Origin of the sequence: Clostridium cadaveris (assembly GCF_020911725.1) — a bacterium.
Classification (GTDB): Bacteria; Bacillota; Clostridia; order Clostridiales; family Clostridiaceae; genus Clostridium_X; species Clostridium_X cadaveris.
Genome location: NZ_CP076620.1, coordinates 717,891 through 742,362 on the forward strand (window position 1 = coordinate 717,891; position 24,472 = coordinate 742,362).

The window sequence follows — 24,472 nt, forward strand, 5'->3', positions numbered from 1 at the left end:
AGAAAAGAAGATGAATAATATCAAATTGTTTGAAGGGCAAGAAGTTAAAGTTAAAACAGATAAAGGGAATACACTTATTAATTTAGTTCATGTTGCTAAGTGTTGTGGATTAACCAGGGAACAAAATGGCTATTTAAAAATTAGGTGGACTGATAAAGGAATAACAGAAAAGTTAAATTTAATTAAGTCCACAGATGTGGACAAGAAAATACTGGTAGAAATCAACTACATTTTAGATGAAATAGAAAATACAGATGATAGAAATTCTATTTATATGAGTAGTTGGTTAAGTAAAAGATTAGCAATCGAATGCCACAGTGAAAAGGCCAATAGGTTTAAGAACTGGTTGGTAAGTCTAGATGAAGCTAGAGAAAACGGACAACTTGCTTTAGCTAATATAGATGAAGATGTCGTAAAAAATATGAGCCTAATGGCACAGAATATGCAATTTATGAGTAAAGCTATGACTGGGATACAACAATATGTACAAGACAGTATTCAAGCCAAAGACCATCAAATAGACCAAGCTATGGACCTTATAGGGTTAAGAGCTAGAAACGTGTCAAGATTAACTGGAAAACTTAAAGAAGTTCTATGCAAGAAGTATGGAAGAGCAATATACGCTAATGACATTAAATACAAAAACGCTAAAGATAGAGTTTTTAAAGAATTCGACGTTATCAAGTGGGAAGAGATACCAGTAAATAAATATAACACTGTATATGCTTTTTTAGAAGTAATGTTTGATTAGAAAGGAGGGCTAGCAAATGGAAGATGTTCTTTATACAGTCCAAGAAGTGTCAAAGCTTATTAAAACAAACCCTGCATATGTTTACTCGCTTATTAACGAAGGATTATTGCCAGTTCTTAAGTTAGGAAGTTATAAGATTCGAAAGACATCATTGCTAGAGTTTTTAGCTAAATATGAAGGAAAAGATTTAACAGATCCTAAGGATATTAAAGATTTATAAGGAGGAACAGTATGAAAGAATTAATTAGTATTAAAAACCACGAAGGAGAAATGGTAGTTACAAGCAGAGAAGTAGCAGAGAATTTTGAAAAGAGACATGCAGATGTAATAGAAAAGATTGAGGAATTTATCAAAACGGAAAATTCCGTTATGACAAAAATGTTTATAGAAAGTAGTTATAAGGCTGGTACTGGGAAAAGTTATAAAGAATATTTGCTTACCAGGGACGGATTTACGCTACTTGCTATGGGGTTCACAGGCGGTAAAGCTATAGAGTGGAAGTTAAAGTACATTGATGCATTTAACAAGATGGAACAAGCTTTAAAAGAACAGTCCAAGCCTACATGCATAGAAGATTTAATAATAATGCAGGCACAAAGCTTAAAGGACATGAGAGAACAGGTTAATCAAGCTAATTACCACGCCCTTGAAGCTAAGGCGGAAGCAGAGAAGTCTAGGGAAGAGATACAGGGCATGAGGGATTTAGTAGCTCTTACACCTAATGCTTGGAGGAAAGATACAGCAGCTATAATTAATAAAATAGCAAACAAGCTTGGTGGATTCGAGCACATTAGAGATGTGAGAGAAGAAAGCTATAAAATACTTGATGAAACTTTCAAAGTAGATGTTAAGCGTAGGCTACAAAACAAGAAAAAGAATATGGCTCTTGAAGGTGTTAGTAAGTCTAAGATAGATAAACTTAATCCTTTGGATGTAATAGCAGAAGATGAAAAGCTTATAAATGGATATTTAAGCATTGTCAGCAAAATGGCTATAAAAAAACGGGATAGTTTAGGAGGGTTAATATGCACACATGGGGGATTAAAGCAGCAAGCTTATACTGCTTAGCAGTTGTACTTTATATCATAGCTAGAAACATTTATAAAGCTATAAAAGGTAAGGATGATCTTCACACACTTTTTCAAGTGGCTTTGCTTGTACCAGCGTCAATTTTCTTATTTGATTTGTGGTACATGCTATAGGAGGTGAAGGTATGAAGAAGAGATTAAACATCAATGGAGAGATAGTAGAAATGAGCTTTGAACAAGCTTATGAGCAGTTTGCAGCATTTAGACATAAGATGCAAATCAAGTGGAACAGAATGCCAATGGATATGGAGGATTTAAAGCAAGAGATAGATATAGCTTTTTACAGAGCGTTTCTAAAGTATGATGAAAGGTTCAATGACAGGGTAGCATTTTTAACATATGCTTTTCAGTATGTGGAAGCAGATATGTGGATTTTTCTTAGAGATTTGAACGCTACTAAACGAGTTATAAATCTAAGAACAGTATCTTATAATGCCATTTTTGAAAATGACGATAATAAGGAGAATTCTTTTGAATCGAAGATATGTATTGAAGATAGCTTTGAGGAAGAACTAATCACAGAGTTAGATGTAGAAAGCGTTATATCAAGATTAGCTGATAGAGACAAGAAAATAATTGAACTATTGAAGTTAGGGTATGTACAAAGTGAAATTGGTAAAGAGATAGGGGTATCTCAAATTCAAGTAAGCAGACTTAGAAGTAGAATTTTAAAGAAGCTTAGAGAAGAAATTGCAAGTTAGGAGGTTATAAAATGCATAGGGATATTGAAGAAAGGATAAAGGAAGAAGCTAGTTACTTTTTAGCTAACAACTCAACAACAAGGAAAACAGCCAAAGCCTTTGGTGTAAGTAAATCACTTATTCATAAGGATTTGAGTAAAAGATTAGCTATAGTAAATCCACAGCTACACACAGAAGTGCTAAAGCTATTGGATCACAACAAAGAAGTAAGACATATAAGAGGTGGAATAACCACTCAAAAAAGATATAAAAAAAAGATGGCATAAGCCACCAAAAATTTAATAAAACATTCAAGTTCAGTATAACACATGGAAGGGGAAATTCAAATGGTAAAAAGAGAATTAATAGATTTCATAGATAGAGTAGAACAAAAGGCAATTAATAGCGTCGAGGATAGATTTAATAAGCAGATAGAAAGCAAGAAAGCTGAAAAGCTAGAGGTTTATACAGATAAGATAGATCAGTTTCAAGATATTTTCAACCGTTTTTCAACTAATCTGACATTACTATTAACAGACATGAGAGAAGATACAGAAGTTTTATACAATGGATCTTATGATATAGACCATGGGAAGAGATATTTATCTAACTTAAAAAGCAGTATTGTTAATAATTGTAGCTTTCAAGGTGAGGTTCAGAAACTTAAAGATGCAAAAAACAAAGAAATAAAGGAGGTCAAAGCTAATTATCATAAAGTACGTGTAGTTTCTAAGAGTATGAGCAGTGCTAAGAAGATAGCAGAGTATTTAAAAGGACTAGGCTTTGATTTATCAAGCTTAGAGGAAGATGAAATGAAGTCATTAGTAGCTGATATAGATAAATCCAAATTATTTGTATGTGGCGAAAGAAAATAAAAAAATTTAGGAGGAAAGAAAATATGAAAATTACAGCAGAATTTAACTCTAATGAGGAGTTAGTAAGTTTTATCAATACATTTGGAGCTAAGTCAATTACTTATGCTCAGAAGGGAATGAAGGAGACTTTTGAAAAAGTTACACAAGCTCCTATAGTAGAAAAGCCAATAGAAGAATCAAAGGAAGAAGTCAAAGTAGAAGAAAAAAGTAAGAATGAAAAACCTGTTAAGGAAGATAAGCCGGTAGAAGAACCAAAGGAAGAAAAAGTTATAAAAATCACTAAGGAACAAGTGAGAGCAGTATTCTCTAAACTACTTAAAGCTGGAAAACAGCAGGAGGCTAAGGACCTTACAGCAAAATATGGTGCTAGTAAGATACCTGAAATTAAAGAAGAGGACTATGAAGCAGTTCTTAAAGAAGCGGAGGAATTACTATAATGTCACATGCGATATTAAGTGCTTCTGGTGCTAGTAGATGGATGGCATGTCCTCCATCAGCTAGGCTAGAACAAGGATTTGAAAATAAGACAAGTGAGTATGCAGAAGAAGGTACACTTGCCCACGAGCTAGGGGAATTAGGACTCAGAAAAGCCTTAGGAGAAATAAGTACAAGAAAATATAACTCTGAAATTAAGAAGATAGAAGCTCATGAGTTATATTCAGCTGACATGCCTGACTATGTTGAGATTTATACAGATACATGTATGGAAAAGGTTAGTGAAGCAAAAGCAAAAACTCCTGATGCAGTATTCAAAGTTGAACAAAGACTAGATTTCAGTGAATGGGTTCCTGAAGGTTTTGGAACTGGTGACTTTGTGATAATAGCAGATGGAACTATGGAAATATGCGACCTTAAGTATGGTAAGGGTGTTCCAGTAAGCGCAAATAACAATAAGCAAATGATGTTATATGCATTAGGGGCAATACAAGAATTCTCATTCTTATATGATATTGAAAAAGTGAGAATGACCATTATTCAACCAAGGTTAGATAACATATCAACTTTTGAGGTAATGGCTGATGATCTTCTTAAATGGGCAGAAGAGTATGTTAAACCAACTGCGGATTTAGCTTTCAAAGGTGAAGGAGAGTTTTGTGCAGGAGACCATTGTCAATTTTGTAGAGCTAAAGCAGTATGCAAGGCTAGAGCAGATAAGAATATGGAACTTGCACAGTATGACTTTCAGAAGCAAGATACTATGGATAATAACGATATAGCTTTTGTTCTAAGCAGAGTAGATGAATTAGTTAAGTGGGCCAGTGATGTAAAAGATTATGCCCTGGAGCAAGCTCTGCAAGGTGAAGAGTATGAGGGCTTTAAAGTAGTTGAAGGTAGAAGTAATAGAAAGTGGAGTAGTGAGGATAAAGTCGGACAAATACTTACTGGTGAAGGATTTGAAAGGAGTATTATCTACACAACTAAGCTTGATGGAATTAGCAAAATAGAAAGTGCTATAGGTAAGAAAGAAGTTCAAAGACTTCTAGGTGATTACATTATAAAGCCACCAGGAAAACCTACGTTAGTACCTATATCTGATAAGAGAGAACCTTATAATCCTGCTAAAGCAGATTTTCAAGAGTAGGTGATATTTTGACATTAGGAGAAAACATTAAGAAATATAGAAAAGAGAAAAATATGACCCAGGCACAACTTGCGAGGAAAATAGATTCAACTGATTCAGCGATTACTCGCTATGAAACTAATACTAGAGAGCCATCTATAGATATACTAAATAAAATAGCTGCGGCTCTTGGGGTTACTATTGGTAAACTAGTGGGAGATATATATGATGTTAAGAACTATGACAATGTTATCAAACATTTAAATGAAGCCATACAAAATATTGAAAAATCAATTTTACAGGAAGGATATAATCCAAATTTAAATTACATGAAAGGTAATTTAGATGGGTTAAAAATAGCATTAAAAATTTTAATAAATGAAAGTGAGGAAATTTAATTATGAAAATAACAGCAAAAAGAACAGGAACAAAGGTAACTACAGGAAAGGTTAGATTAAGCTATGCTCATTTATTTGAGCCACATGCAATAGAAGGAAATGAGCCAAAGTATTCAGTATCAGTTATCATTCCAAAGAGTGATAAGGAGACATTACAAGCTATAAAGGATGCAGTTAATCAAGCTAAGGAAGATGGAAAAGCTAAGTGGAATGGAAAAGTACCTGCTAATGTTAAAACCCCTCTTAGAGATGGTGATGTAGACAGAGAAGGTGATGAAGCTTATGCAGGATGTTATTTCTTAAATGCTAACTCTAAGAATAAACCAGGAATAGTTGATAAAGATGTACAGCCTATACTTGATCAATCAGAAGTTTATAGCGGATGTTATGCAAGATTAACACTTAACTTTTATGCTTATGCAGCAAGTGGGAATAAAGGTATAGCAGCAGGATTAGGGAATGTACAAAAATTAGAAGATGGAGAACCTCTTGGAGGATTCACTAGAGCAGAAGATGACTTTGAAGCTATAGAATCAGCTGAGGATGATTTCTTAGGTTAGAAAATATGAGGATTAATTCGATTTCAGACCTATGCAAATATGACATTCCATTTGTTGTATTAAAAGATGTAGAGAAAAGGATAACTGATTGGTTGGCTTCTGGAGGAAAAGAGGATGATCAATATATAAAACAGCAATTTAGATATGCTGAGAAGTTTGTGAGGTAGATTAATGAGAACACTTGCAATAGATGTAGAGACATATTGCGAGTTGAATATTAAAGAGGTGGGTGCTTATAGATACTGTGAGCACCCATCATTTGAAATATTGCTATTCGCATATGCTTTTGATGATGAACCAGTAGAAATAATAGATATTATGAATGGCGAAACATTACCTGAAGAAGTGAAATCGGCTATTCTAGACTATGAAATATTAAAAACGGCTTTTAATGCAAATTTCGAAAGGAATTCATTAGAGAATTCTATGTGTTATGAAATGCCACCAGAACAATGGGAATGCACAATGATTAAAGCGTTAACTATGGGACTTCCTGGTTCTTTGGACATGGTTGGTAAGGCATTACATTTTGAAGAAGATAAGCAAAAGATGAAGGAAGGTAAAGCATTAGTCCAATACTTTTGTAAGCCTTGTAAACCCACTAAGACTAACGGTGGAAGAAATAGAAACCTTCCAGAACATGAACCTGAGAAGTGGGAACTATTTAAAGAATACTGTAAGCAAGACGTTGAAGTTGAAAGAGAAATAAGGAAAAAGCTTGGTAGATATAAAACTATACAGGATGAAAAAGAATTATGGGATTTAGACCAAAGAATAAATGACAGAGGAATAAATCTTGATATGGATGTGATTCTAAATGCTATAAAATGTGATGAACAATTCAAAGAGAGACTAACAAATGAAGCTATTGAATTAACTGGATTAAACAATCCTAATTCACCTACACAATTAAAAGCATGGTTAAGTGAAAGAGTTGGATATGAAGTTAAGAGTTTGACTAAAGATAGTATTCCAGGATTAATTGAAGCAGCTGAGGACGATAAAGTAATAAGAGTTTTAGAGTTAAGACAACTTATGGCAAAGACTTCTATAAAGAAATATCAGGCTATGGAAGTAGCAAGATGTGAAGATGGAAGAGTAAGAGGATTATTACAGTTTTATGGAGCTAATAGGACAGGTAGGTGGGCAGGCAGATTAGTACAAGTACAAAACTTGCCTCAGAACCATTTGCCTGACTTAGAAGAAGCTAGGAATTGTATAAAAGAAGGAAGATTTGATGATGCAGAGTTTTTATTTGACAGTATACCAGATACTTTAAGTCAGCTTATAAGAACGGCATTTATACCTAGTGAAGGTAATATATTCATGGTTGCAGACTTCTCAGCTATAGAAGCAAGAGTAATTGCTTGGTACGCAGGTGAGAAGTGGAGACTAGATGTTTTTAAGAATAATGGAGATATATACTGTGCTTCTGCATCTCAAATGTTTAAAGTTCCAGTAGAAAAGCATGGCGTTAATGGGCACTTAAGACAGAAAGGAAAGATAGCAGAACTTGCACTTGGCTATGGTGGAAGTGTAGGAGCTATAAAGAGTATGGATAAAGCGGGGAGTATTCCAGAAGAAGAAATACAACCACTTGTAAGAGATTGGAGAGCAGCAAGTCCTAACATAACTAAGTTTTGGTGGGATGTAGATAAAGCTGCTAAAAAAGCTATAGCTGAAAGAACCACTGTATGTATGCAGTATGGTCTTAAGTTTATCTATGATCCTGGAGTGCTATTCATCCAGCTACCTTGTGGAAGGAGACTTTCCTATATAAGACCGAAGATTGAAGAAGGCAAATATGGCAGTAATATTATTACTTATGAAGGCATGGAACAAACAAGTAAGCAGTGGACCACATTAGAAACTTATGGACCTAAACTTGTGGAGAATATAGTTCAAGCTACAGCTAGGGACTGCTTAGGGATAACAATGAAAAGAGTTGAAGATAAGGGATACCCTATAGTAATGCATGTTCATGATGAAATTATCATGGATGTACCTAAAGATTATGGAAGTCTAGAGGAAGTTAATGATATCTTTGGAGAACCAATCTCATGGGCTCCAGGACTGCCTCTTACAGCTGATGGATATGAATGCAATTACTACATGAAAGATTAATAGAAATTGATATTAGGAGATGAAAGTAATGTTTATAAGAGTAAAAGAATTTCAGTGTGAAGAAGAATTATTATTAAATATAAATACTATATCAGTTATTTTTGAAGACGGAACTATAGTGACCAATGGTATACATGGTTCTAAAGATGGATTATATCATTTAGAACCAAAAAGCTTAGAGAAACTAATAAAGCAAATAGAAGTTATATAAAATTAGATGTAATAAATTATCATATTAGTGCTATACAGAAAAGAGGTGATACCTTGGAAAGCATTTATAAAACAGAAGAAAAAATTAAACATGATGGGTCCATATCAATCGCTACTGGAGCAAGTAGCAAAACAAAGACATGGAAGAACAAGACCATGCAATGGTCAGAACTTGTAGAAAAGTTATCACATACAACCAGAACCCCGGAGACAGTTGCAGAATATAAAAAACTTTCTAAGGCTGAAAAGGGGAAGATTAAAGACGTTGGTGGATTTGTAGGTGGATGCCTAAAGAATGGTCGTAGGCTCAAAGGTAATGTTCAAAATAGAACTCTACTAACATTAGACCTAGATTATATACAAGGAGATATATGGTCCAGTATAGAGCTCCTATATGACTTCTCTGTTGTTATGTATTCAACTCATACTCATACGGCAGATAATCAAAGATTAAGGTTAATAATACCTTTATCAAGACCAGTACTTCCAGATGAATATCAAGCTATAGGAAGAATGGTAGCTGATGATTTAGGAATAGACCAGTTTGATGACACAACTTATGAGCCTGAAAGACTTATGTATTGGCCATCAACTCCAACTGATGGAGATTATGTATTTAAATATCAAGACTTACCTTGGTTAAATCCAGATGATATCTTATCCAGATATACATTTGGATGGCAAGATATAAGTTATTGGCCAGAGAGTAGCAGAGTAAGAGCTAAGATTAGTAGTGCAATAAAGAAGCAAGAAGATCCTTTAACTAAGAAAGGTATTATAGGAGCCTTCTGTAGAACCTATACAATTACTGAGGCTATATCAGAGTTCTTAAATGAGATTTATGTATCTGGTGCAGATGAAACAAGGTACACATACGCAGAAGGTAGTACCACAGGCGGTGTAGTTATATATGATGATAAATTTAGCTATTCCCACCATGGTACGGATCCAGCTTCAAATATTTTATGTAATGCCTTTGACCTGGTAAGAATTCATAAATTTGGGGAATTAGATGATGAAGCAAAGGAAGATACACCTGCTAATAGGCTTCCAAGTTTCTCAAAAATGAGCGAGTTTGCTGCAGATGATAAAAAAGTAATAGTTACTATAGGAAAAGAAAAAATGCAAGCAGCTCAGGAGGATTTTGGAATAATTGAAGATGAATCAGATGCAGAATGGGTAAAAGAACTTACTTATACAGAGCAAGGTAAATTAAGAAGTACTATAAGTAATTTTCTACTAATTATAGAAAATGAACCATTGCTTAAAGGCAAGATTGCTTACAATGAGTTTTCTAATAGAGCTGTAGTAGTTGGCCAACTTCCATGGAGGAAAAAAGAAAATAAATCGGATTGGAACGATACTGATGATAGTGGACTTAGAGAGTTTATTGAGAAATATTATGCTATCTCAAGTACTGCAAAATGTGCTGATGCATTAGCATTAAGTTTTGAAAAACATTCGTTTCATCCTATTAAAGATTATATAGATAGTCTTATGTGGGATGGAGAAGAAAGAATTGATAAACTATTTATTGATTATCTAGGGGCAGAAGATAATAACTATGTAAGAACTGTAACTAGAAAAATATTAGTTGCTGCAGTAGCAAGAGCATTCAATCCTGGATGTAAGTTTGATAATATGCCAGTTTTAAGTGGACCACAAGGAATAGGAAAAAGTACTATTATTAAAAAGTTAGGACAGGAGTGGTATTCAGATAGTTTAACTACTGTAAGCGGAAAGGAAGCTTATGAACAATTACAAGGTGTATGGATCTTAGAAATGGGTGAAATGATGGCCACAAAGAAAGCTGATATTGAAGCTACAAAACATTTTCTATCCAAAACAGAAGATATATACAGAGTTGCATATGGACGTAGGACAAGCAGATTTCCTAGACAATGTGTGTTCATAGGTACAACTAATGACAGAGAGTTTTTAAGAGATAAAACAGGAAATAGAAGGTTCTGGCCAATAGATGTAGGTATGCAAGAAAGAAGTAAGAGTGTATTTAATGATTTAAATAAATATGAGATAGACCAGATATGGGCTGAAGCCTATGAGTTATATAAAAATAATGAACCTTTATATCTCAACAGTGAGGAAGAGAAGGAGGCTGCTAAACAGCAGGATAGCCATAGCGAGGAAAGTGCTAAAGCTGGATTAATAGATGAATACTTAAATAAGCCTATTACTGAAGATTGGTATTCATTAAGTTTAAATGATAGAAGAGCATATATACAAGGTGGAGATTTTGGAGAAGTTCCAGAAGGCAATATCACCAGAACTAAAACATGTGTTATGGAAATTTGGTGTGAGCTTTTTAATGGAGATCCTAAACAGCTTAATCCGTTGTTAAGTAGAGAAATAAATGAAATCTTAAGAGGATTTAGTAATTGGGAACTTAGCGGAAGACTTAAATTTGGAAAATGTTATGGTCAACAAAGGGCATATATACGTAAATTTTAGCGGTGACAGAATACAAATGATGGTGACAAAGTTAAAAATCAAGAGAGGTGACAGAGGTGACAAAAAAATAATTGTGTCACCGTTGTATGTCACCCATAAAAAGCCATATAAAATAAAGGTTCAAATGGCTAAGGTGACAAGGGTGACAAAAAATTATATATAAGTATTATTTATATAATTAGGCATATACACGTATATACGTATACGCCTAAATACACAGATAGAACTATATAAGAAATTTTGTCACCTTGTCACCGCCTAAATCGGGAGATGATAATTTGGAAGAATCAAAAATAGAGAAGAGACTTAAAAAAGAAATAGAGTTGATAGGTGGTAAAGCATTAAAGTTCGTTAGTCCAGGAATGTCAGGAGTGCCAGATAGGATTATTTTATTACCTCATGGCAGAATTGTTTTCATAGAACTTAAAGCACCAGGAAAGAAACCAAGGCCTATACAGATTAAAAGAATTAAAGAGTTAAAGGACTTAGGGTTTGATGTGAGAGTTATAGATTCCATAGATGGGGTCAAAAACTTCATAGAGGAAGTGGTTATATGAAATTTAGTCCATGGAAATATCAGACCTATGCAATTAATCATGTTATGGATCATAAAGCTTCAGGATTATTTCTAGATATGGGTATGGGGAAAACAGTATCAACTTTAACGGCTATAGATAATTTACTGTGGCTTGGGGACATAAATAAAGTTTTAGTTATAGCACCTTTAAGAGTAGCTGAAGATACCTGGTCAACAGAATGTGAGAAGTGGGAGCACTTAAAACATTTAAGGATATCTAAAATCTTAGGAACTAAAAAGCAAAGAAGGGATGCATTACTAAAAGATGCAGATGTTTATGTAACTAATAGAGAGAATGTAGATTGGTTAGTTGATGAATGCTTTAGTAGCTGGATGTGGGATATGGTTGTTATAGATGAATTGAGTTCTTTTAAGTCTAGTAAGGCAAAGAGGTTTAGGGCACTAAAGAAAGTAAGACCATACTTTAAAAGAATTGTAGGGCTTACAGGAACACCAGCACCTAATAGTCTAATAGACTTATGGCCACAGATATATTTGTTAGATGGAGGACAGAGATTAGGCAAGACCATTACAGGATATAGAGAAAGATTCTTTTCTCCTGGAAGAAGAAATGGTTATGTAGTTTATAATTGGGAACTTAAACAAGGTGCAGAAGAATCAATTCAAAATAAGATATCAGATATTTGTATAAGTATGAGTGCAAAGGATTATTTAGATATGCCAGATAGAATAGATAATAGAATTGATATAACTTTACCTAAGAAAGCATTAGATACTTATAAACAACTAGAAAAAGACTTAGTAATAGAATTAGGTGAAGATGATATAACAGCAGCCAATGCAGCAGTGTTGACTAATAAATTATTGCAGTTGGCCAATGGTGCAATATATACAGAAACCAAGGAAGTCATTAAGGTTCATGATGAAAAACTAAACAGACTAGAAGAAATAATTGACACATCAAATGGAAAACCAGTATTAGTTTTTTATAACTTTAAGCATGACTATGAGAGAATATCAAAACTTCTAGAAAAGCTTAAAATTAAATATCAAACACTTAATACTTCAGAAGATATTAAATCCTGGAATAATGGAGAAATAGAAGTTGCATTACTTCATCCAGCAAGTGCAGGACATGGCTTAAACCTTCAGTATGGAGGGAATATCATTGTATGGTTTGGACTTACATGGAGCCTAGAGCTATACCAACAGGCTAATGCAAGACTTTACAGGCAAGGTCAATCTAATTCAGTTATAATACACCATCTTATAGCTAAAGGAACGGTAGATGAGGATGTAATGAATGCATTGGCCAATAAAGAAATAAATCAGAATATGCTTTTAAAAGCAGTAAAAGCAAGATTGGAGAAAATATGAGGTATGTGATAGCAGGAGTATTATTTTACTTATTTTTAATAGTCTTTTATTTTATATTTTTCAAAGGAGTTGATAGAAAATGAAGCTGTTAATGCATGTGTTAAAAAAGAATAATAAGCTTAAGGTAGATAATGAAAATATAGGACCAGTAGATATAATCATGAAACTTAAAGAAGAATACAATGAGGTAGTTAATTCAGATATGTATCTTAATTTTATGGAGATGTAATATTAAGGCACATACCTTGGACGAACCTAATCTTATATCAGAAATTAATATAGAACATAAAGACAAGCTTATGGAAAGACAGTGGATCATAGAAACTGGAATTGAGATTGACATAAAGGAGTGATAAGTATGATTAAGCATAATCTTAAAGAAATATCTGAGTTAATAGATTTAAATACAAATATTTTAAGAGGATGTAGAGAGAGTAAAATAAAAATAGAATGTTTTTTACTCATGTCAGGATGTCCTGATGGATATAGCGAAGGTACAAGTTATTTAGATGCAGATTGTATTCATGGAACCCGAAAGGAATATCATGTAGATGATTATCAAAGATTAGTAGAGGAACTGTCTAGGCTTGATAGTATGATAATACTTCAAGAAGATATTCTAAATAATCTTAATAACATAAGAAATACTTTAGTAGAGAGGGTAAAAGGGTTAAAAGGTTTAGAATATAAGGTTGGTATAAAATATTATTTAGAAGGTAAGTCATTAAAAGAGATAGCTGATGAACTTGGATATAGCTATGACTATATAAAAGAAATAAACTCAAGAATATAATCCCACTTTTAACCCACTCAATAATTATTTTATCTATAGTATAATAGTAATTAGAAAAATAGTAGCCTCCTTTCAAGTTTTATATAAAAAGCATTTATGGCTTAGGCTGTAGATGCTTTTTTAGTTTGAGGTAGTTTTTACATAAAGGAAGTGAGAACATGTTAAGTATCTATACAAGTTATAAATGTAATAGTTGTGGTAGAGAGTTTGTATTATTATCAGAAGAAGAACAGAGATCAAAGGGATACTTAGTGTGTCCTTATTGCAGCAGTAAAAGAGTTAAGAAAGAAACTGTTACGGATAATCTAAAAGAATGTATGCAGGAAAGAAGTTATAAGAGAGTTAAAGGAGCCTTAAGGCAGAGATAGAAAGTGAGGTGGCATTATGGCCAAGTTAACTGAAAAACAACAAAGATTTGTAGAAGAATATCTTATAGACCTTAATGCTACTCAAGCAGCAATTAGAGCAGGATATAAACCATCAAGTGCAAGACAAGTAGGAACAGAGAACATGTCAAAACCGTCTATTCGTGCATGTATAGACCAAGCTATAGCAGAAAGGTCTAAGAGAACAGGAATAAACCAAGATAGAGTAATAAGAGAACTAGCAAGACTTGCATTTGTAAATGCTAGTGATGTAATAGACATGGATGAAGCATCTATAAAATGTAATGCTAGTGAAGATGATACAGCTGCTATTGCATCAGTAAAAGTAAAAACTATACCTACTAAAGAAGGTGATGGAGTTGAAAGAGAGATTAGGTTAAATGATAAGCTTAAGGCTTTAGAACTCCTAGGAAAGCATTTGGGTATGTTCAAAGATAATATAAATATAAATGCTAACGTGAGTAGTACTAAAAAACTTGATGCCATATTAGAGCAACTAGGTGATGATGGTAATGAGTGATGATTATAAGTTATCTCCTAAATACAAAGATTTCTTAAAGCATAAAGCACCAGTAGAAGTTTTAGAGGGTACAACAGCAGCAGGAAAAACAACAGTAGGTATTACTAAGTTTATGTTAATGGTTGCTAAGTCTAAAAAGAAAATGCATGTAATAGCAGCAAAGACAACTGGTGTAGCTGAAAAGAATATAATCCAAAAGGAATATGGGATATTAGATGTATTTGGAGATTTGGTAAGATACAATGGAAATGGTGATAAAGATAATAAGATACCTCATATAAGGTATATAACACCTAATGGTGAAAAGATAATTTATATATTAGGATATGACAATATAGAAAAGTGGAAGATGGCTTTGGGTTCTCAATTTGGTTGTGTGTTGATAGACGAAGCAAACACAGCAAGTATTGATTTCATAAGAGAAATATGTACTAGAAATGATTACATGATGATGACGCTTAACCCAGATGATCCTAACTTGCCAGTATATAGCGAGTTTATAAATTGTGCCAGACCATTAGAAAAATATAAGAAAGATGTTCCAGGAGAAATTATGGAGCAATTAACCAGTGAATCCAAGAAAGGTTGGACTTACTGGTTTTTTGATTTCTATGATAATGCAAGTCTTAGTGAGGAAGATATAGAGAAAAAGAAGTTAAGTGCTCCTAAAGGTACTAAGCTTTATAAAAATAAGATACTGGGACTTAGGGGAAGGGCAACAGGATTAATATTCTGTAATTTTGATAGAAACAGAAACCTAACAACTAAAGCTAAAATAAAGAAACAGATACAAGATAAAAAAATAAGATTTATACAATTTACAGCTGGGTTAGACACTTCTTATTCAAGTCAATCCAATGATACTATAGCAATGACTTTTATGGGAATTACAGCTGATAAAAAGTTATTTTATTTAAGCGAAGAAACCTACAACAATAAGGACAATAAAGAAAAGCCATTAGCTCCAAGTGATACAGCAGTAAAATTTGTTGAGTTTTTAGAGAAGAACAGAAAAGAATGGGGATTTGCTAGAGATGTCTTTGTTGATAGTGCAGACCAAGCAACTATTACTGAACTTAAGAAACTAAAAAGGCAAAAGCCTAATTTATATAACTTTATTAATTCATATAAGAAAGTAGAGATAATAGATAGAATTAACTTCTTATTAAGTTGGATGGGAAGTGATGAAACACAGGTATTCTATTATGTGGTTGATACTTGCAAAGAACATATAAGGGAGTTGGAAACTTATTCATGGAAAGAGGATAAAGATGAGCCAGAAGATGCTAATGACCATACGATTAACTCTTGTCAGTATGCATGGATACCTTTTAGAAAGATGATAGGAGATTATAAGGAGGAGTAAAAGTGGGGTGGTTTAAAGGGATGTTAACTAAAGCAGCAATTAAATATTTAAATGTTCAGCCAGCGATATCTAACCCTATAACTATACAAGAAGCTTACACTTATGAATCTAATTTAGTTAGAAATAAGCTATGGTATAGGGGGGAAGCTTATGAGTTAGAACAATTCTTTAAGAATATAAGCAGTGATCCAGTAAATAAAGCTAGATTTTGGAGTGCGGTACCAAGCGAGGACTTAAATATAAGAAAAATACACAGTGGTATGCCAGCAATGATAGCTGATAGATTAAGCGATATAGTAGTTTCTGATATAGATAGTATAGAAGTTACTGGAGATGAGTTTAATAACATATGGGAAGAAATAAGGAAAGATAATAAGTTTGATGATAATATAGGTGATATGATTGCTAGTACTTTAGTATCTGGTGATGGAGCTTTTAAAATATCTATTGATACAGATATATCTAAATACCCAATCATAGAGTTTTGTGAGGGTGATAAGGTAGAATATGTGACTAAAAGAGGAAGGTTACAGGAAATTAAATTCAATACTTACTATGCCAAGAAAAATAAACAATACAAATTAGTAGAGATTTATGGTATAGGATATGTTAACTATAAATTATATGATGATATGAATAATGAAGTACCCCTAAATACTTTAGAGGAAACAGCAGAGTTACTGGACGTAACCTTTAGTGGTGATTTTATTATGTCAGTTCCTTTGATGTTTTTTAAATCTCCTAAGTGGGAAGGTAGAGGAAAGAGTATATTTGATAGTAAATCAGATTCATTTGATGCACTTGATGAAGTTATAAGTCAATGGATAGATGCAATTCGTGATGGTAGGGTACAAAAGTATATTCCAGAAGATTTAATACCTAAGAATCCTATTACAGGTGAATTGATAAAGCCTAATAGTTTTGACAATAAATTTGTTAAGATAGGTTCAAGTCTTGCAGAAGATACAAGTAATCAAATAGATATGAAACAAGCAGATATTAATTATTTGGCTTATGTAGAGAGTTACGCTAATGCAGTTGATATGTGTCTACAAGGTATTATAAGTCCTTCTACATTAGGAATAGACCTTAAGAAAACGGATAATGCAGAAGCACAAAGAGAAAAGGAAAAGACTACTTTATACACTAGGAATAAGATGGTAGATATACTAACGGAGGTTATACCTCAATTAGTCAATATAGTACTCAAGACATATGATACAATGAATAGTAAAACACCAGGAGAATATGAGGTGGCAATAGTATTTGGTGAGTATGCTTCACCTAGCTTTGATGCAGTAGTAGAAACTGTTGGCAAAGCTAAAAGCTACGGAGTAATGTCTATAGAGCAATGTGTAGAAGAGATGTATGGAGATACATGGAGTGATGAAGATAAGGCTATAGAGGTCCAAAGAATAAAAGAACAAAATGGAATGATTGAAGCAGAAGAGCCTAAGACAGTAGATGAAGAAGACTATAATAACTTAGAGAATCCAGAGGATGTGGATTTAGATGGACAAGAAGAATAAACCTACACAAATAGGCGACATACTCAAGAGCATTACAAAAAAGTATGTACAGGATGAAGTAAAGAAGGAAAGGAATAAGTCTTATGACATAGGAAAGATATTTGAACAGATGGAACTGGATCTAATATCTTCTATGAATAGGGCTTTTTATTTTCATCAAAACGAGCAGATTAAGGAAGGTTTTGAGTGGGAACAATGGCAATTATCTAAATTAAGAGCTATGGAGCAGTATAGAAAGAGAAATAAAAAGATAGTTGGCAAATATAATAAACCTATTCAAGAAGCAATAGACAGAGAACTAAAAGGAAATTTCTCTAAGGGTGAGAGTAAGGTAGAAAGATTATTTAATAAGATTAAACAACTACTTAAGTGGAGAAAAAAAGAAAATCCAACAATAGAGTTTCCACAAGATATTGATACATCTACTTTAAAAGGATATATAGCTAAGGAATTAGGAAGTCCAGGAGCAGTTCCACAAGAAAAGAACTTCTTTGGAGTTAATGAAAAGAAGTTAGAGGCTTTAATATCTACAGTAAATAATGATTTAAATAAGGCTGAATATGCAATCCTTAGAAAGATGGATGATGTATATAGACAAACTATATTTAAAACTCATATGTATTTGCAAAATGGTGCTAAGACATTAAATCAAGCTATAGATATGGCTACTAAAGATTTCTTAGATAAGGGTATCAACTCTATACAGTATAAAAATGGTGCTAATGTTAATATAGCAAGTTATGCAGAAATGGCATTAAGAACAGCCAATCATAGAGCCATGCTTTTAGGAGAAGGCAGTAAGAGAGATGAATATGGAATACATTTAGTAGTTGTCAGTGCTCATGCTAATACTTGTCCTAAGTGTGAACCATGGCAAGGGAAAATACTTATAGATGATGTATTTAGCCATCCTAGTAAAGAGTATATAGAGAAATATAGAGATAAGTATAAGATGGCAAGTGAAGCCATAGAAAAAGGATTATTACATCCCAATTGCAGGCATGCATTAATTACCTATTTTGAAGGCATAACAAGACTTCCAGTAATTCCAGATGGTAAAGAAGCCATAAAAGTATATGAGGCAGAACAAAAGCAGAGAGCACTTGAAAGAGATATAAGAAAGTGGAAAAGGATTGAAGTAGGATCAGTTGATGCTAAAAATGTAAATGATGCAGCTAAGAAGGTTAAGGAATTAGAATATCAATTAACTAATCATTTAGATAAAAACAAGCAATTAAGAAGAGCTCCACAAAGAGAAATAGATAAAATACCTATTGATAAAGTTAGTGGTAGTGATAAAATTATAGATAGGAAGTGGTTAAAAGCCAACTTCTCAACACAAAAGAAATATGATAGACATATAGAAAAACATTTATCAGAATATGGTGATATAACACCAGAAGATTACTTGAATACAGCTAGAGATTTGTTAGCAGCTCCATTAAGTAATGATATAGAAGGATTTATTAGTAAAGATGGATTTACATTTAAGTATAGAATAAGTACTAATGATTTTGCTATAGGAAGAGCTGATGGTAAAATATCAACATTGTTTAAACCAGATAATAATATAGAGTATTGGAAAGAACAAATAAATTTATTTAAGAATAAGGAGGAATAGAGCATGAAATGTCCTGTATGTGGTTATGAAGTAGATATGTTTGATATTTGCGATAATTGTGATTATCAAAATAGTGGTCCAAAAGAAAATTTAGATGGTCCATTAGGTCCTAATAAAATGACATTAAGAGAAGCTAGAGAAGCTTATAAAAATGGTGAAAAGATTATATAAAAGCACTTACCAAGTAAATGGTAGGTGCTTTTATATGCTTAAAATTAAGGAGGAATAAATTATGAGGGAATTAAGTACTATTCAAAAAAGAGAAAAGTTAAATGTAGTAGTAGCTACGGATGAAAAAGGTAATGGGGGTGCTAATCATAGATATGAGGTTATTGCACATCAACCTAATGTTAATGGTGTTGTAAATATGGCAATAATACAATTTCAAGATGGGGCAAGAAAAGAAGAAGGTTCAACTCCAGGGGTTTTAGATACTGACTTATTAGAAATAGTAAGGGATAGATATAAGGCGTTCCAAGATGGACCATTTGCTAGTGAATATAATGCTAAAGCATTAGAGCATATTGAAATTGCTTTAATGTATGCTAACAGAAGAGTTGAAGATAGAATTGAAAGAAATGTTTTAGGAACTAATAATAAGTGATTTAAAGTCTTAGGAAACTAAGGCTTTTTATTAAGCCCAAAACATGCTTTAAGGCTCTAAACTGTGCAAGGAGATAACAGCCGACAGGCTATAAATGGAGGTATTTATGTTTTTAGAAAATTTAAGAATGAGTAGATTAATGGAAGCTGATACAGGAGCCAATGGTGGAGCAGATACCGGTAAGGCAGACACCGCAGAAACTGGAGCAGATACACAAGAAACTACTCAAGAAGAAAAGACTTTTACACAAGCGGAGGTTGATAATCTTTTAAAAGAAAGGGTTGCTAGATTAAAGAAAGAGCAACCAAGCAAAGAGGAATTAAAAGCTTATAACGATTGGAAGGAAAGTCAAAAGACAGAAGAAGAGAAGAAAGATGAAGCTTTAACTAATGCTGAAAAGGCTAAGCTTGCAGCAGAAGAAAGAGCTTTATTAGCAGAAACAAAAGTAACTTGTTTATCTAAAGGAGTTATAGCAACATCTGTAGATGATGTAGTTACACTTGCTAAAGCTATGGTTACAGAAGATGTGACTATAGAGCAGGCTATTGATAAAGTGCTAGAAAAGTATCCGAATTTCAAAAGTGAACAGCAACAAGAAGAGCAAAAAGGATTCATCAAAATTGGTGCAGAAAATCAAAGACAAAAAGAAAACTCAAATGATGCCCTAGCAAGAGCATTTGGAAATAAATAAAATTTAGGAGATGATTATTAATGGCAGTATATAGTTATGCTGAACAATTTGAAAGAGAATTACAACAAAAATATGCAAGGGAACAAACTTCAAATGATTTAGAAAATTCTAATCCACAAGTTAAGTTTATCAATGCACAAACTATTAAACTACCTAGTATTACAGTTAGTGGTTATAAAGACCATAATAGAGGTAATATGGGATTTAATACGGGAACAATAACAAATGAATGGGAGCCAAAGAAATTAGCTCATGATAGAGATATAGAATTTGCTTTAGATCCAATGGATATAGATGAAACTAATTTAACTTTAGAGGTAGCAAATGTTCAAAATACATTTGAAACAGAGCAGGCTATTCCAGAAAGGGACTCTTATAGGTATTCTAAATTATATTCAGAGGCTAAGACTTATACTTCAAATGGTGCAGTAGTAGACACTACTACAAAATTAACTACTGCTAACATTTTAGATTGGTTTGATACTCAGATGGAAAAAATGGATGATACAGGAGTACCATCAGAAGGAAGAATACTTTATGTTATTCCATCAGTCCATAAAATGCTTAAGCAAGCAGAAGGGTTAACAAGAAATATTGATGTTAACAGTAATAATGGCAACATTGATAGAAGAGTTTATTCTTTAGATGATGTAAAAATAAAGAAAGTACCATCTAGCAGAATGAAAACTAAGTATAACTTTACTAATGGATGTGTTGCTGCTGAAGATGCAAAGCAAATATACATGATTCTTATCCATCCTTCTTGCCAAGTTACTAGAAGAAAATATGCTTACATGAAGTTATTTACTCCTGGTACTGATTCAAGAACAGCAGATAAGTATGTATATCAAACTAGAGAGTATGGAGACACGTTCTTAATTAAAAATAAAGCTTGTGGTATTGCAATAAATGCTGAGGCAGAAGCATAGGGGGAGATTTTAATTGAAAGCTACAATGGAAAATAAAGTTTACACAATAGATGAAACTCAAAAAGCTATGTATAAAGCACTAGGATATGATATTACAGAAGATGATGGAACTGTAATAGAGTATGGAGCTAGAAAGTCAGTTTCATATGAGGAATACAAGGCTTTAGAAGAAAAGGCTTTAAAGTTAGAAAAAGAAAATAAGAAATTAAAAGAAGAAATTAAGGAATTGAAGAAGGGTGCTAATTAGTGACCTTCTTTTAGTTTAAGGATGTGATTAAATGTCTTATGTAGACAGCACATATTATAAAGATACCTTTGGAGGGACTATCCTTCCAGAGGATCACATAAAACAAAAACTAGAAAGAGCATCAGATCAAATTGATACACTCACTTATAACAGGATAGTAGGCAAAGGCTTTGAAAATCTTGCTAACTTCCAACAAGATAAAATTAAAAAGGCTGTATGCATCCACGCTGAGTTTATAGAACAGTATGGGGAATATATTAATATGCCTTTAAGTGGCTTTTCTGCAGGTAGTACATCTGTTAGTTTTAATGCTAATAAGGTTAATGGGATTACTACTACACAAGAAGTATTAAATTATCTTAGTCAAACCGGGTTAACTTGTAGGAGGATTTGAGTATGGGATTAAAATTACCGTTTCCTAAATGGTTAGCTAATACTCCAATAGAAGTATGGTTTGAAGGAACTAATACAGATGGAGACTATGAGGAAAAGAAACTATTCGAAGGTAAATGTATCTATACTGATAAGTCTAGACAGGTTCTTAATGCAGAAAGACAGTTGATTCTATTAAGCGGCAAAGCTGTTATTGAAGGATCTATTTATGATGGTCCATTTGAAGGCTATGTAATAGTAAATAAAATAAAGAAAAAGATTTATTCTATTGAAAGACCTTTAAATCCAGATGGTACTATCTTCAGTACGGAATTGAATTTACAGTAATGAGTGTGAAAGTAACAGTTAAGCTAAACACTAGCAAAATAAATACACTAATTGAGGCACATAAAAAAGCCCTAGAAATGACAGCAGATGTAGTTCTTAGTGATATTAAGACTAGTGCTGTAGTTCCTAAAGATACAAGTATATTAGAAGATAGTGCCTTTGTAGATAGGTCTGAATTAATAAACTGTATTATGAGGATAGTTTTTGATACTCCTTATGCACGTAGATTATATTGGCATCCAGAGTATAACTTCAGGAAGGATAAAAACCCTAATGCTCAAGGGAAATGGATGGATAGCTATTTATACGGAGACAATAAGCAATTCATAATAGATACCTATTCTAAATTCCTAAAAATGCTTAGCGAAGGATTGATTAAGTAATGTTATTAAGTGAGATAAGAGAATTTTTAAAAAAGAAAATAGAATGTCCTCAATGGTATTTAAATAAGATTGGAGATAAGGAAAAGAGTATAACGATTTATAATACTGTAGGACCTAAACCAATGATAGCTATTGGAGGTTTAGCTAACACAAGCTATACCACCAAATCTATTTCTGTTTTAGTACATTGGGGTAAAAATTCGGATGAAGCAGAGAAAAAAGCACAAGAAGTATATAATGCTTTCTTTGGTAAATATGGATTTATAGGTGGTAAGAGAGTAATACAATTTGATATGAAAACATCTAACCCTATAAGTGTAGGTACTGATAGTGAAGGCATTATTGAATATGTAATTGAAGCAATAATTTATTATGAAAGGAATGATATAAATGGCATTTAGTGGAGTATTCCCAGTATATAATATTAAATTTAAAGTTGGAACTAAAGGAAAAGAAAGTACATCACCATCAGATATGGCAGTTATAGCTGATATGGAGTCATTCTCTATCAGCATAGATGGAACAGTAGAAGAATGGACTCCAATGGATACAGATGGATGGGCAAGAGCTTTAATGACAGGTAAGAAGTTCAGTATAGGTTTAAAAGGAAAAAGAAATGTTGGTGATAAGGGCAATGATTATGTTGCTGCTACAGCTTGGAAAGACGGATTAGGATGCAGTACAAAAGGGGAAATAGAATTTCCAGATGGCAGTAAATTAGCTTTTGATTGTGTAATTAATGTTAAGAATGTAGGCGGTGGAGATAGTACAAACGTTGCACCTCTTGAATTTGATATGCAAGGTGATGGTAAACCAACATATACACCAGCAAGTTTACCAGCATAAATTTTAGGTGCTATTAGTAAAACTAGTAGCACTATTTTATTATTGAAAGGATGATATAAATGGCAAGAGTATATGATATTATAAGCAGATTAGAGAATGGTAATCAAAAACCAGTAGTAAAGATAGATAAAGATCATGAATTTAAAATTAATAATAGCAAAGCTGCAGCTTTTAAAATAATGGCTTTAGTTGATGATGAAAATGTAAAAGAAGATGAAAGACTAGAAAAGATTATTAAAGTAGGATTGGGAGAAGAAGCTTTTAAGTATATAGAAAGCTTAAAGTTAAGTATGCCTAATTATACTTTAGTTATAAATACAATAATGGCAGCAATAGGGGATGTAGAGCTAGAAGAAATTGAGAAAGAGGCAAAAAAGGAAAGAAAAAATCCCAGAAAATAAATGGTATGACATAGTAGAGGACTTTGATTTAATAGAAGCCTCCTTTGCTATGCAATACGGAATTCGCTTAAGAAATGATGATATGACATGGAATGAGTTTTGTACTTTATTAACTGGAATAATGCCAAAGACTCCATTAGGAGAAATAGTAAGCATTAGATGTGAAGAAAATAAAGATGTATTAAAGAATTTTACTCAAGAACAACATAAGATACGTAATGATTGGAGAAATAGAGTAAATCCAATTAGAGACATGTCAGATGAAGAGAAAGAAGAAGAAATAAAGAAAGTACAAGAAATATTTGCAAAAGCCTTTGGATAGTATATACTTAAATTAACATAAATGTTAATGGGGGGTATACTTATATGAATGAAGTTGAAGAAGTACAAGAGAATGATTTATCTATAATACAAAAAATGAACGGGTATGCAAAGGGGAATATAAAGTATTTTGGAGCACATCCAATGTTTCCTAAAGAATGTAAGATGACTTTAAGAGTTAATACTGATAGCATTAAATTTGGTACTATGTTTAAAAAGGATGAGATACCATTAGACCAAATAACGCATGTGAGTATAGAGACAGAAGAGGAGATAATAGAAAGATTTACTGCAACAAGAATTGCACTATTCGGACCATTTGCATTAGCATTTAAGAAAAGAAAGGTTAATAAAGAGAAATATTTAGTTATAGAAACAGAGGATTTTACATTAACTTTTGAAGGAAAGAGTCTATTTGCTAGAAAAATTGCAGAAAAAATATACACTAATATAAAAAAATATAATTAGCCAAAAGCACTTAGAA

The 24,472-nt window shown here is 32.8% G+C and carries 36 protein-coding genes; all 36 read left to right on the top strand.

Annotation, left to right across the window (positions count from 1 at the left end; genetic code table 11):
* Window positions 1-10 precede the first annotated feature (10 nt).
* Window positions 11-751 carry a hypothetical protein gene (locus tag KQH81_RS03190; RefSeq protein ID WP_230028900.1) on the top strand — a complete coding sequence of 247 codons (741 nt, stop codon included), beginning with the start codon at window positions 11-13 and terminating at the stop codon, window positions 749-751.
* Between the two features lie 16 nt (window positions 752-767).
* A complete protein-coding gene (locus KQH81_RS03195; RefSeq protein ID WP_168972224.1) occupies window positions 768-971 on the top strand; it encodes a helix-turn-helix domain-containing protein in 204 nt (67 codons plus the stop codon).
* 11 nt (window positions 972-982) lie between these two features.
* Window positions 983-1,819 (top strand): Rha family transcriptional regulator, encoded by an 837-nt coding sequence (locus tag KQH81_RS03200; RefSeq protein ID WP_230028902.1) that lies wholly within the window; start codon window positions 983-985, stop codon window positions 1,817-1,819.
* Window positions 1,820-1,964: 145 nt separating this feature from the next.
* Complete coding sequence (locus KQH81_RS03205; protein WP_230028903.1) at window positions 1,965-2,540, top strand: sigma-70 family RNA polymerase sigma factor; 576 nt, start codon at window positions 1,965-1,967, stop codon at window positions 2,538-2,540.
* Between the two features lie 11 nt (window positions 2,541-2,551).
* On the top strand, window positions 2,552-2,806 hold the full coding sequence (locus KQH81_RS03210) for a sporulation transcriptional regulator SpoIIID (RefSeq protein ID WP_230028904.1): 255 nt from the start codon (window positions 2,552-2,554) through the stop codon (window positions 2,804-2,806).
* A 60-nt stretch (window positions 2,807-2,866) separates the two neighbouring features.
* Window positions 2,867-3,394 (top strand): hypothetical protein, encoded by a 528-nt coding sequence (locus KQH81_RS03215; protein ID WP_178312013.1) that lies wholly within the window; start codon window positions 2,867-2,869, stop codon window positions 3,392-3,394.
* 23 nt (window positions 3,395-3,417) lie between these two features.
* Window positions 3,418-3,831, top strand: coding sequence for a hypothetical protein (locus KQH81_RS03220; RefSeq protein ID WP_230028905.1), 414 nt, complete (start codon window positions 3,418-3,420; stop codon window positions 3,829-3,831).
* A complete protein-coding gene (locus KQH81_RS03225; RefSeq protein ID WP_230029241.1) occupies window positions 3,828-4,976 on the top strand; it encodes a DUF2800 domain-containing protein in 1,149 nt (382 codons plus the stop codon). The genes KQH81_RS03220 and KQH81_RS03225 overlap by 4 nt, the downstream gene beginning before the upstream one ends.
* 8 nt (window positions 4,977-4,984) lie before the next feature.
* The gene (locus KQH81_RS03230) at window positions 4,985-5,353 is read left to right on the top strand and encodes a helix-turn-helix domain-containing protein (RefSeq protein ID WP_230028906.1); all 369 of its coding nucleotides are present in this window, start codon (window positions 4,985-4,987) and stop codon (window positions 5,351-5,353) included.
* A 2-nt stretch (window positions 5,354-5,355) separates the two neighbouring features.
* The gene (locus KQH81_RS03235) at window positions 5,356-5,913 is read left to right on the top strand and encodes a DUF2815 family protein (RefSeq protein WP_230028907.1); all 558 of its coding nucleotides are present in this window, start codon (window positions 5,356-5,358) and stop codon (window positions 5,911-5,913) included.
* 5 nt (window positions 5,914-5,918) lie between these two features.
* A complete protein-coding gene (locus tag KQH81_RS03240; RefSeq protein WP_230028909.1) occupies window positions 5,919-6,080 on the top strand; it encodes a DUF6877 family protein in 162 nt (53 codons plus the stop codon).
* A gap of 4 nt (window positions 6,081-6,084) precedes the next feature.
* On the top strand, window positions 6,085-8,037 hold the full coding sequence (locus tag KQH81_RS03245) for a DNA polymerase (RefSeq protein WP_230028910.1): 1,953 nt from the start codon (window positions 6,085-6,087) through the stop codon (window positions 8,035-8,037).
* A 28-nt stretch (window positions 8,038-8,065) separates the two neighbouring features.
* Complete coding sequence (locus tag KQH81_RS03250) at window positions 8,066-8,248, top strand: hypothetical protein (RefSeq protein WP_230028911.1); 183 nt, start codon at window positions 8,066-8,068, stop codon at window positions 8,246-8,248.
* Window positions 8,249-8,301: 53 nt separating this feature from the next.
* Window positions 8,302-10,716 (top strand): virulence-associated E family protein, encoded by a 2,415-nt coding sequence (locus KQH81_RS03255; protein WP_230028912.1) that lies wholly within the window; start codon window positions 8,302-8,304, stop codon window positions 10,714-10,716.
* A 278-nt stretch (window positions 10,717-10,994) separates the two neighbouring features.
* On the top strand, window positions 10,995-11,273 hold the full coding sequence (locus KQH81_RS03260) for a VRR-NUC domain-containing protein (protein WP_230028913.1): 279 nt from the start codon (window positions 10,995-10,997) through the stop codon (window positions 11,271-11,273).
* Window positions 11,270-12,631: an SNF2-related protein gene (locus KQH81_RS03265; RefSeq protein WP_230028914.1), complete on the top strand. Its 1,362-nt coding sequence runs from the start codon at window positions 11,270-11,272 to the stop codon at window positions 12,629-12,631. Before KQH81_RS03260 ends, KQH81_RS03265 begins: the two co-directional genes overlap by 4 nt.
* Window positions 12,632-12,710: 79 nt before the next feature.
* Complete coding sequence (locus tag KQH81_RS03270; RefSeq protein WP_230028916.1) at window positions 12,711-12,860, top strand: hypothetical protein; 150 nt, start codon at window positions 12,711-12,713, stop codon at window positions 12,858-12,860.
* 129 nt (window positions 12,861-12,989) lie between these two features.
* A complete protein-coding gene (locus KQH81_RS03275) occupies window positions 12,990-13,424 on the top strand; it encodes a DNA-binding response regulator (protein WP_230028917.1) in 435 nt (144 codons plus the stop codon).
* Window positions 13,425-13,582: 158 nt separating this feature from the next.
* Window positions 13,583-13,792, top strand: a complete 210-nt coding sequence (locus tag KQH81_RS03280) for an Rpo12/RPC10 RNA polymerase subunit family protein (RefSeq protein ID WP_230028918.1) — start codon at window positions 13,583-13,585, stop codon at window positions 13,790-13,792.
* A 16-nt stretch (window positions 13,793-13,808) separates the two neighbouring features.
* Window positions 13,809-14,330 (top strand): terminase small subunit, encoded by a 522-nt coding sequence (locus KQH81_RS03285; protein ID WP_168972571.1) that lies wholly within the window; start codon window positions 13,809-13,811, stop codon window positions 14,328-14,330.
* The gene (locus tag KQH81_RS03290; protein ID WP_230028919.1) at window positions 14,323-15,696 is read left to right on the top strand and encodes a terminase large subunit domain-containing protein; all 1,374 of its coding nucleotides are present in this window, start codon (window positions 14,323-14,325) and stop codon (window positions 15,694-15,696) included. Before KQH81_RS03285 ends, KQH81_RS03290 begins: the two co-directional genes overlap by 8 nt.
* A 2-nt stretch (window positions 15,697-15,698) precedes the next feature.
* Window positions 15,699-17,225, top strand: coding sequence for a capsid protein (locus tag KQH81_RS03295; RefSeq protein ID WP_230028920.1), 1,527 nt, complete (start codon window positions 15,699-15,701; stop codon window positions 17,223-17,225).
* Complete coding sequence (locus KQH81_RS03300) at window positions 17,209-18,846, top strand: phage minor capsid protein (RefSeq protein ID WP_230028921.1); 1,638 nt, start codon at window positions 17,209-17,211, stop codon at window positions 18,844-18,846. Before KQH81_RS03295 ends, KQH81_RS03300 begins: the two co-directional genes overlap by 17 nt.
* Before the next feature lie 3 nt (window positions 18,847-18,849).
* The gene (locus KQH81_RS03305) at window positions 18,850-19,017 is read left to right on the top strand and encodes a CPCC family cysteine-rich protein (protein ID WP_230028923.1); all 168 of its coding nucleotides are present in this window, start codon (window positions 18,850-18,852) and stop codon (window positions 19,015-19,017) included.
* A 61-nt stretch (window positions 19,018-19,078) separates the two neighbouring features.
* Window positions 19,079-19,450, top strand: a complete 372-nt coding sequence (locus KQH81_RS03310) for an ABC transporter ATPase (RefSeq protein ID WP_168972574.1) — start codon at window positions 19,079-19,081, stop codon at window positions 19,448-19,450.
* Window positions 19,451-19,556: 106 nt separating this feature from the next.
* Window positions 19,557-20,141: a hypothetical protein gene (locus tag KQH81_RS03315; RefSeq protein WP_230028924.1), complete on the top strand. Its 585-nt coding sequence runs from the start codon at window positions 19,557-19,559 to the stop codon at window positions 20,139-20,141.
* Between the two features lie 20 nt (window positions 20,142-20,161).
* Window positions 20,162-21,070: a capsid protein gene (locus tag KQH81_RS03320; RefSeq protein WP_168972575.1), complete on the top strand. Its 909-nt coding sequence runs from the start codon at window positions 20,162-20,164 to the stop codon at window positions 21,068-21,070.
* A 13-nt stretch (window positions 21,071-21,083) separates the two neighbouring features.
* Window positions 21,084-21,317: a hypothetical protein gene (locus KQH81_RS03325; protein WP_074845055.1), complete on the top strand. Its 234-nt coding sequence runs from the start codon at window positions 21,084-21,086 to the stop codon at window positions 21,315-21,317.
* A 31-nt stretch (window positions 21,318-21,348) separates the two neighbouring features.
* The gene (locus KQH81_RS03330) at window positions 21,349-21,711 is read left to right on the top strand and encodes a head-tail connector protein (RefSeq protein WP_074845052.1); all 363 of its coding nucleotides are present in this window, start codon (window positions 21,349-21,351) and stop codon (window positions 21,709-21,711) included.
* A 2-nt stretch (window positions 21,712-21,713) separates the two neighbouring features.
* Window positions 21,714-22,037 carry a hypothetical protein gene (locus KQH81_RS03335; protein ID WP_074845049.1) on the top strand — a complete coding sequence of 108 codons (324 nt, stop codon included), beginning with the start codon at window positions 21,714-21,716 and terminating at the stop codon, window positions 22,035-22,037.
* Window positions 22,037-22,420: a minor capsid protein gene (locus KQH81_RS03340; protein ID WP_230028925.1), complete on the top strand. Its 384-nt coding sequence runs from the start codon at window positions 22,037-22,039 to the stop codon at window positions 22,418-22,420. The genes KQH81_RS03335 and KQH81_RS03340 overlap by 1 nt, the downstream gene beginning before the upstream one ends.
* Entirely contained in the window at window positions 22,420-22,821 is a 402-nt protein-coding gene (locus KQH81_RS03345) for a phage tail terminator protein (protein ID WP_027639504.1), read from the top strand. Before KQH81_RS03340 ends, KQH81_RS03345 begins: the two co-directional genes overlap by 1 nt.
* Complete coding sequence (locus KQH81_RS03350) at window positions 22,811-23,266, top strand: phage tail tube protein (protein ID WP_230028926.1); 456 nt, start codon at window positions 22,811-22,813, stop codon at window positions 23,264-23,266. Before KQH81_RS03345 ends, KQH81_RS03350 begins: the two co-directional genes overlap by 11 nt.
* Before the next feature lie 59 nt (window positions 23,267-23,325).
* Window positions 23,326-23,667 carry a hypothetical protein gene (locus tag KQH81_RS03355; protein WP_230028927.1) on the top strand — a complete coding sequence of 114 codons (342 nt, stop codon included), beginning with the start codon at window positions 23,326-23,328 and terminating at the stop codon, window positions 23,665-23,667.
* A complete protein-coding gene (locus tag KQH81_RS03360; protein ID WP_027639501.1) occupies window positions 23,624-23,989 on the top strand; it encodes a Gp15 family bacteriophage protein in 366 nt (121 codons plus the stop codon). The genes KQH81_RS03355 and KQH81_RS03360 overlap by 44 nt, the downstream gene beginning before the upstream one ends.
* 44 nt (window positions 23,990-24,033) lie before the next feature.
* A complete protein-coding gene (locus tag KQH81_RS03365) occupies window positions 24,034-24,456 on the top strand; it encodes a hypothetical protein (protein ID WP_178312302.1) in 423 nt (140 codons plus the stop codon).
* The last annotated feature ends 16 nt before the right edge of the window (window positions 24,457-24,472 follow it).

Bases quoted from the DNA above. Each gene is read 5' to 3' on its own strand.
- KQH81_RS03190 (WP_230028900.1), top strand. From the start codon at position 11: ATGAATAATATCAAATTGTTTGAAGGGCAAGAAGTTAAAGTTAAAACA.
- KQH81_RS03195 (WP_168972224.1), top strand. From the start codon at position 768: ATGGAAGATGTTCTTTATACAGTCCAAGAAGTGTCAAAGCTTATTAAA.
- KQH81_RS03200 (WP_230028902.1), top strand. From the start codon at position 983: ATGAAAGAATTAATTAGTATTAAAAACCACGAAGGAGAAATGGTAGTT.
- KQH81_RS03205 (WP_230028903.1), top strand. From the start codon at position 1,965: ATGAAGAAGAGATTAAACATCAATGGAGAGATAGTAGAAATGAGCTTT.
- KQH81_RS03210 (WP_230028904.1), top strand. From the start codon at position 2,552: ATGCATAGGGATATTGAAGAAAGGATAAAGGAAGAAGCTAGTTACTTT.
- KQH81_RS03215 (WP_178312013.1), top strand. From the start codon at position 2,867: ATGGTAAAAAGAGAATTAATAGATTTCATAGATAGAGTAGAACAAAAG.
- KQH81_RS03220 (WP_230028905.1), top strand. From the start codon at position 3,418: ATGAAAATTACAGCAGAATTTAACTCTAATGAGGAGTTAGTAAGTTTT.
- KQH81_RS03235 (WP_230028907.1), top strand. From the start codon at position 5,356: ATGAAAATAACAGCAAAAAGAACAGGAACAAAGGTAACTACAGGAAAG.
- KQH81_RS03240 (WP_230028909.1), top strand. From the start codon at position 5,919: ATGAGGATTAATTCGATTTCAGACCTATGCAAATATGACATTCCATTT.
- KQH81_RS03245 (WP_230028910.1), top strand. From the start codon at position 6,085: ATGAGAACACTTGCAATAGATGTAGAGACATATTGCGAGTTGAATATT.
- KQH81_RS03250 (WP_230028911.1), top strand. From the start codon at position 8,066: ATGTTTATAAGAGTAAAAGAATTTCAGTGTGAAGAAGAATTATTATTA.
- KQH81_RS03265 (WP_230028914.1), top strand. From the start codon at position 11,270: ATGAAATTTAGTCCATGGAAATATCAGACCTATGCAATTAATCATGTT.
- KQH81_RS03270 (WP_230028916.1), top strand. From the start codon at position 12,711: ATGAAGCTGTTAATGCATGTGTTAAAAAAGAATAATAAGCTTAAGGTA.
- KQH81_RS03275 (WP_230028917.1), top strand. From the start codon at position 12,990: ATGATTAAGCATAATCTTAAAGAAATATCTGAGTTAATAGATTTAAAT.
- KQH81_RS03280 (WP_230028918.1), top strand. From the start codon at position 13,583: ATGTTAAGTATCTATACAAGTTATAAATGTAATAGTTGTGGTAGAGAG.
- KQH81_RS03285 (WP_168972571.1), top strand. From the start codon at position 13,809: ATGGCCAAGTTAACTGAAAAACAACAAAGATTTGTAGAAGAATATCTT.
- KQH81_RS03290 (WP_230028919.1), top strand. From the start codon at position 14,323: ATGAGTGATGATTATAAGTTATCTCCTAAATACAAAGATTTCTTAAAG.
- KQH81_RS03300 (WP_230028921.1), top strand. From the start codon at position 17,209: ATGGACAAGAAGAATAAACCTACACAAATAGGCGACATACTCAAGAGC.
- KQH81_RS03305 (WP_230028923.1), top strand. From the start codon at position 18,850: ATGAAATGTCCTGTATGTGGTTATGAAGTAGATATGTTTGATATTTGC.
- KQH81_RS03310 (WP_168972574.1), top strand. From the start codon at position 19,079: ATGAGGGAATTAAGTACTATTCAAAAAAGAGAAAAGTTAAATGTAGTA.
- KQH81_RS03315 (WP_230028924.1), top strand. From the start codon at position 19,557: ATGTTTTTAGAAAATTTAAGAATGAGTAGATTAATGGAAGCTGATACA.
- KQH81_RS03320 (WP_168972575.1), top strand. From the start codon at position 20,162: ATGGCAGTATATAGTTATGCTGAACAATTTGAAAGAGAATTACAACAA.
- KQH81_RS03330 (WP_074845052.1), top strand. From the start codon at position 21,349: ATGTCTTATGTAGACAGCACATATTATAAAGATACCTTTGGAGGGACT.
- KQH81_RS03335 (WP_074845049.1), top strand. From the start codon at position 21,714: ATGGGATTAAAATTACCGTTTCCTAAATGGTTAGCTAATACTCCAATA.
- KQH81_RS03340 (WP_230028925.1), top strand. From the start codon at position 22,037: ATGAGTGTGAAAGTAACAGTTAAGCTAAACACTAGCAAAATAAATACA.
- KQH81_RS03345 (WP_027639504.1), top strand. From the start codon at position 22,420: ATGTTATTAAGTGAGATAAGAGAATTTTTAAAAAAGAAAATAGAATGT.
- KQH81_RS03350 (WP_230028926.1), top strand. From the start codon at position 22,811: ATGGCATTTAGTGGAGTATTCCCAGTATATAATATTAAATTTAAAGTT.
- KQH81_RS03355 (WP_230028927.1), top strand. From the start codon at position 23,326: ATGGCAAGAGTATATGATATTATAAGCAGATTAGAGAATGGTAATCAA.
- KQH81_RS03365 (WP_178312302.1), top strand. From the start codon at position 24,034: ATGAATGAAGTTGAAGAAGTACAAGAGAATGATTTATCTATAATACAA.